The sequence below is a fragment of the Cellulomonas sp. P4_B5_2 genome, from assembly GCF_056402235.1.
Genome location: NZ_JBFUHU010000245.1, coordinates 1 through 5,727 on the forward strand (window position 1 = coordinate 1; position 5,727 = coordinate 5,727).

Annotated in this window: 3 protein-coding genes; 1 reads left to right on the forward strand and 2 read right to left on the reverse strand. The window is 75.8% G+C overall.

Annotated features, from left to right (window positions below):
- A partial coding sequence (locus AC1DUQ_RS16335; RefSeq protein WP_477074148.1) for a 4'-phosphopantetheinyl transferase family protein occupies positions 1–537 on the forward strand: 537 nt, incomplete at its 5' end.
- On the opposite strand, the gene AC1DUQ_RS16340 is transcribed toward AC1DUQ_RS16335, so the two are convergent.
- Positions 494–1,822 (reverse strand): M1 family metallopeptidase, encoded by a 1,329-nt coding sequence (locus tag AC1DUQ_RS16340; RefSeq protein WP_477062675.1) that lies wholly within the window; start codon positions 1,820–1,822, stop codon positions 494–496. The genes AC1DUQ_RS16335 and AC1DUQ_RS16340 overlap by 44 nt on opposite strands.
- The gene (locus AC1DUQ_RS16345; protein WP_477074149.1) at positions 1,819–5,667 is read right to left on the reverse strand and encodes a Pls/PosA family non-ribosomal peptide synthetase; all 3,849 of its coding nucleotides are present in this window, start codon (positions 5,665–5,667) and stop codon (positions 1,819–1,821) included. The genes AC1DUQ_RS16340 and AC1DUQ_RS16345 overlap by 4 nt, the downstream gene beginning before the upstream one ends.
- Positions 5,668–5,727: the final 60 nt, after the last annotated feature.

Below are 5,727 nucleotides of genomic sequence, written 5' to 3' on the forward strand. Positions count from 1 at the left end.
GTCGAGCTGCACCGCCGCTGCCCCCGCGTCGAGCTGCACCGCCGCTGCCCCCGCTGCGGGAGCCGCGCGCACGGTCGACCGAGCGCGTCGTGGCGCAGCGTGCCCGACGACGCGCGCTGGACCGCGCCCCCTCATCTGAGCCTCTCCCGGACCGCGGGGACCGTCGTCGTCGCGACGACGCGCGCGGACGAGGTCGGCATCGACGTCGAACGCCCGACCGGCCGCGTCTTCGACGGGTTCGACGACGTCGTGCTCGGCGCCGACGAGGCCCGCGCGGTCGACGGCGAGGCGCAGCTGCGCACCTGGGTGCGCAAGGAAGCCGTGCTCAAGGCCGTCGGGTGCGGGCTCGACGTCGATCCGCGCAGCCTCGTGCTCGGCCCCGGAGACGAGCCGCCGCGCATCGAGCGAGGACCGGTCGGGCCGTGGCACCTCCAGGACCTCGACCCGGCGGTCGGGGCGATCGGTGCTCTCGCCGTACGCGCAGCCGGCCTGGTCAGCGTGCGGGTGACGCAGGTGCGGCTGGCCGGTCGGGGCTGAGCTCGGGCAGGGCCGGCCGGTAGACCCAGGCCTCCACGAGCAGTGCCACCGAGGTCCCGGACACCTCCGACGCGCACGCGACGAACAGCTCGGTGCTCACCGTCCCGTGCCGGTGGCGCGCGGTCCAGGTCCGCAGGATCGCGAAGAACGCGTCGTCCCCGACCGCGAGCCGCAGGGCGTGCAGGGTGAGCGCGCCGCGCTTGTAGAGCCGGTCGTCGAACATGCCGCCGGGTCCCGGGTCGCCGATGACCAGGTCCTGCGGGAGCGCCGCCAGACGGGCGCGCGCGGACCGGGCATGCCGGTCGGCCGTCCAGCCCCCCGACTCCTGTGACCACAGCCACTCGGCGTAGCAGGCGAAGCCCTCGTGCAGCCAGATGTCCCGCCACCGCCCGACGGTCAGGCTGTTCCCGAACCACTGGTGCGCGAGCTCGTGCGCCACCAGCCGCTCCGACCCGCGCCGTCCGTCCATGTGGTTCGCCCCGAACACGGCGAGCCCCTGCGCCTCGAGCGGGATCTCCAGGACGTCGTCGGTGACCACGACCGTGTACCCCGCGAACGGGTAGGGGCCGAACCTGTGCTCGAAGAGCGCCATCATCGCGGGCTGCCGGTCGAGGTCGTGCAGCGCTGCGGCGCGCAGCCGCGGCGGGACGAGCACCTGCGAGGACAGGCTCGTCGGGACCCGCTCGTAGCGCCCGACCTGGAGCGTGGCGAGGTAGGGCGCCATGGGCTCCGGCTGCTCGTACACCCACCGCGTGCGCCCGGCGCGCGGGGTGCGGGAGACCAGGGAGCCGTTGGCGAGCACCTCGTAGCCGGCCTCCGCCGTGACCGTGACCGTGAAGCTCGCCTTGTCCGCCGGGCTGTCGTGGCACGGGAACCACGTGGGTGCGCCGTCGGGCTGGCCCGCGACGATGAGACCGTCCTCGAGCTCCTCCCAGCCGACCTCGCCCCAAGGCCCGCGTACGGGACCGGGCTGCCCGCTGTAGCGCACCTCGATCGGCAGGCTCGTGCCCGCGTCGACCGCCCGACCCAGCCGGATCGCGATCCGCCCCTCCCTGTGGGTCCACCGCTCCGGGCGCTTCCCGCCCACCAGGACCTGGGTGACGCGCAGCCCGTGCAGGGACACCGAGACGCGGTCCAGCGGTCGGGTCGCGCGGGCGTGCAGCACCGCGCGGGCGTCGAGCCGGTTGGTGGCCACGCGGTAGTCGAGGTCGAGCTCGTACCGGTCCACGCTCAGACCCCCGTCGGGCCTGCCGGGCAGGTAGGGGTCCTCGGGCGGCTGCGTCACGCCGGGGCCACCGGGTTCCCGGTCCAGCGCGACCCCGCGGGGATGGTGTCGCCGCGCAGCACGAGGGACGCCGGGCCCACCCGCGCTCCGTCGTCGAGGCTCGCCGCGGGCAGCACCACCCCGTGCGGGCCGAGGCTCGCGCCGCGCCCCAGCTCCACCGTGTCCATGCTCATCACCCGATCATGGAACAGATGTGTCTGCAGCACGCACCCGCGGTTCACCGTGGCCGCGTCGCCGAGGGTGACCAGGTCCGCCTCGGGCAGCCAGTACGTCTCGCACCAGACCCCGCGGCCGATCCGGGCGCCGAGCGTCCGCAGCCAGATGGTGAGCGCCGGTGAGCCGATGGTGGCCGGTCCGAGCCACGGCACCGCGACCACCTCGAGGAACGTGTCCGCCAGCTCGTTGCGCCACACGAACGAGCTCCACAGCGGGTGGTCGCCCGGTCGCAGCCGGCCGACGAGCAGCCACTTCGTCACCGTCGCCAGCGCGCACGCGACCAGGGCGGCCGCCAGCACGACCAGCGGGGAGATCGCCGCGGCCGCCCCGAGCCCGCGGGCGTCGAGCACCGCCTGGAGCACCAGCAGGACGAGCACCCCCAGCCCGACGGTGCAGATCACGGGCACGATCCGGCAGAGCTCGACCAGCGCACGGGCCACCCGCAGGCGCGTCGGCGGAGCGAACGTCCGGGCGTCGTCGCCTTCGCCGGCGGTCCGTCGCAGCCTCACCGGCGGCGAGCCGAGCCAGCTGGTGCCCGCGCGGGCGTCCTCCGGCGTCGCCGAGAGCACCGCGACCAGACCGCGCTTGGGCACCGTGCGGCCCGGCGCGATCATCCCCGAGTTGCCCAGGAACGCGCGCTTGCCCACCTTGCTCCGCTCGACCCGCAGCCAGCCGTGCCCCAGCTCGTACGACCCGATCAGGGTGTCGTCGGCGAGGAACGCGCCCTCGCCCACGGTCGTGAGCGTGGGGAGCATGAGGGCGGTCGACGCCTCCACGTCCTTGCCGATGTCGGCCCCGAGCAGCCGCAACCAGACCGGGGTCGCGAGGCTGGAGTAGAGCGGGAACAGCGTCGTGCGGGCGTCGTCCATCAACCGCAGCGTCGCCCAGACCTGCCAGCCCGCGCGGCTGTGCACCGCGTGGTACCCCTCGCGGAACCCGAGCCCGAGCAGCCGCACGGCGGCGAGCGTGACGAGCGCGAGCACCACGACGACCGTGACCGCGGCCAGCGGCACCGCCCGCAGCGCGTCGACCGCCGCCTCCGCCGGCGTGGTGGCCCCGCGCAGCGCCACGCCGACGACCAGCAGCCCGCACAGGACGGCGACGACCGGCAGGGCCGCGAGCGCGGCAGCGGTCGCCCCGTAGATCGCCACCCAGCGGCGCGCCCGTGGCGCGCGGTCGCGCGGCCAGTGCCGCCGGGCCGGCCCGTCGAACACCGCCGGGGACCCGACCCACAGCTCGCCGGGCGGGACGGAGTCGAGGACCGCGGAGCCCGGGGCGACCTCGGACCAGGCGCCGACGCGGGTGCCGGGGGCGAGCGTGCTGCGGGTGCCGACCGTCGCGCGCTTGTCGATCCGGACGCGCCCGACCCGGAGCACGTCGCCGTCGAGCCAGTGCCCGCGCAGGTCCACCTCCGGCTCGACCGAGCACCCGTTGCCGAGCGTGAGCAGCCCGGTGACCGGAGGCGGCGCGTGCAGGTCGACGTTCTTGCCGACGGTCGCCCCGAGCGCCCGCGCGTACGTCRCGGTCCAGGGTGCGCACGAGAGGTTCTCTGCGCCGGCCGCTGCCGCCCAGGACTCGGTGAACCAGAGGCGCAGGTGCACCGAACCACCCCGGGGGTAGCGGCCCGGACGCAGCCCGCGCAGCAGCGTGCGGGCGACGAGCACGGTGGTCCCCATCCGGCCGAGCGGGCTCAGGAGCACCAACCACCCGAGCGCCACCCACCACCACACGCCGGGGACGACCGGCACCCACGCTGCTCCGGTGGCCGCGACGAGCACCGCGTCCGCGACCAGCAGCCAGGTGAGCCACCGCAGCCCAACGAGCGCGGCGAGCGGCAGGCCGAGCACCGTCTGCAGCACCTGCGCCCGCAGCGGGGTCGGCGCCACCACGCGCGTCTCCGCGGCGGCGGCGGGCTCGAACTCGTCGAGCCGGCGGGCCAGGTCCCCGATCCGCGGGTACTCGTACACGTCGGCGACGGTGACCGTCGGGAAGCGCTCGCGCAGGGCGCTGACCAGCTGGGCGGCCACGAGGCTTCCCCCGCCGGCGGCGAAGAAGTCGTCGCGCGGGCCTGCGACCGGGACGCCGAGCGCCGCCGTCCAGCGCTCCGCCACCCACTCCCCTGTCGCGCTGAGGCCGACGGGCGGTGCCGACACTGACGAGTGGGTGCCCGCCCGTTCCAGCGGCCACGGCAGCGCGTCGCGGTCGACCTTCCCGGAGCCGCGCGTCGGGATCGACTCCACGGGCGCGAGCAGCGGCACGAGCGCCGCCGGCAGCGAGCCGATCAGCCGGTGCCGGGCGTCGGCCAGGTCCAGCGTGACGCCGGGCTCGGGAACCAGGTAGCCGACGAGCACCGAGGTGCCCGCCGGGGTCCGCCGGACCGCGGCAGCAGCACCGGCCACGCCGGGCAGCCCGAGCAGCGCGGAGTCGACCTCGCCCAGCTCGATCCGTCGGCCACCGACCTTCACCTGGTCGTCCGCGCGCCCGACGAACAGCAGCCCCTCGGCCTCGTACCGCACCAGGTCCCCGCTGCGGTACGCCCGCGCCCAGCCCAGCGGCTCGGCCGGGGCGTACTTCTCTGCGTCCTTGACCGGGTCGAGGTACCGCGCGAGCCCGACGCCACCGATGATCAGCTCGCCCAGCGCGCCCTCGTCGACCTGCGTCCCGTCGGGCGCGACGACGGCGAGGTCCCACCCGTCGAGGGCATGGCCGATGCGCACCGGCCCGTCACCGGTCAGCAGCGCCGCGCACGCGACGACGGTCGCCTCGGTCGGTCCGTAGGTGTTCCAGACCTCGCGGCCCTCCCCCACCAGCCGCGCGACGAGCTCGGGCGGGCAGGCCTCTCCGCCGAAGATGAGCAGCCGCACGCCGGCCAGCTCCTCGGACCGCCAGAGCCCCGCGAGCGTCGGCACGGTCGAGATGACGGTGATGCCCTGCGCCACCAGCCACGGACCGAGGTCCATGCCGGTGCGCACCAGGGCCCGCGGCGCCGGGACGAGGCAGGCGCCGTGCGCCCACGCGAGCCACATCTCCTCGCAGCTCGCGTCGAACGCCACCGACAGCCCTGCCAGCACGCGGTCGCCGGGGCCGAGGGGTGCCGCCTGGAGGAACAGCCGCGCCTCGGCGTCCACGAAGGCGGCTGCCGACCGGTGCGTGACCGCGACCCCCTTCGGTGCGCCGGTGGAGCCCGAGGTGAAGATGATCCACGCGTCGTCGTCGAGCCCCGGGTGACGTGTCTCCGCGCGCGTCCGCAGGGTCGCCAGGTCCCCCTCCGTGAGCACACGTGCGACCCCGGCCTCCCGGAAGACGGTCCTGGCGCGCTCGTCGGGGTCGTCGACGTCGACCGGCACGTAGGCCGCCCCCGCCGCCAGCACCGCGAGGATCGCCGTGTAGAGCTCCGCCGTGCCCGACGGGATGCGCACACCGACGCGGTCGCCGGGCCCGATGCCCACGCCCGCGAGCCCGGCCGCGGACGCGCGGACGGCCTCGGCCAGCTCCCGGTAGGTCAGGACCGTGCTGCCGTCGTCGATGGCCTGCGCGTCCCCGTGCACGGCGACGGTGCCCTCCAGGACGTCCAGCAGCGTGCGCGGTGCAGGTGCCCGGTCGGACCGGAGGAACCCCTCGGCAGACATCGCCCAGCCTCCCCGCCCGCTCGTGTCCTCCCGATCATGCGCTCACGACCCGGCGAGTGG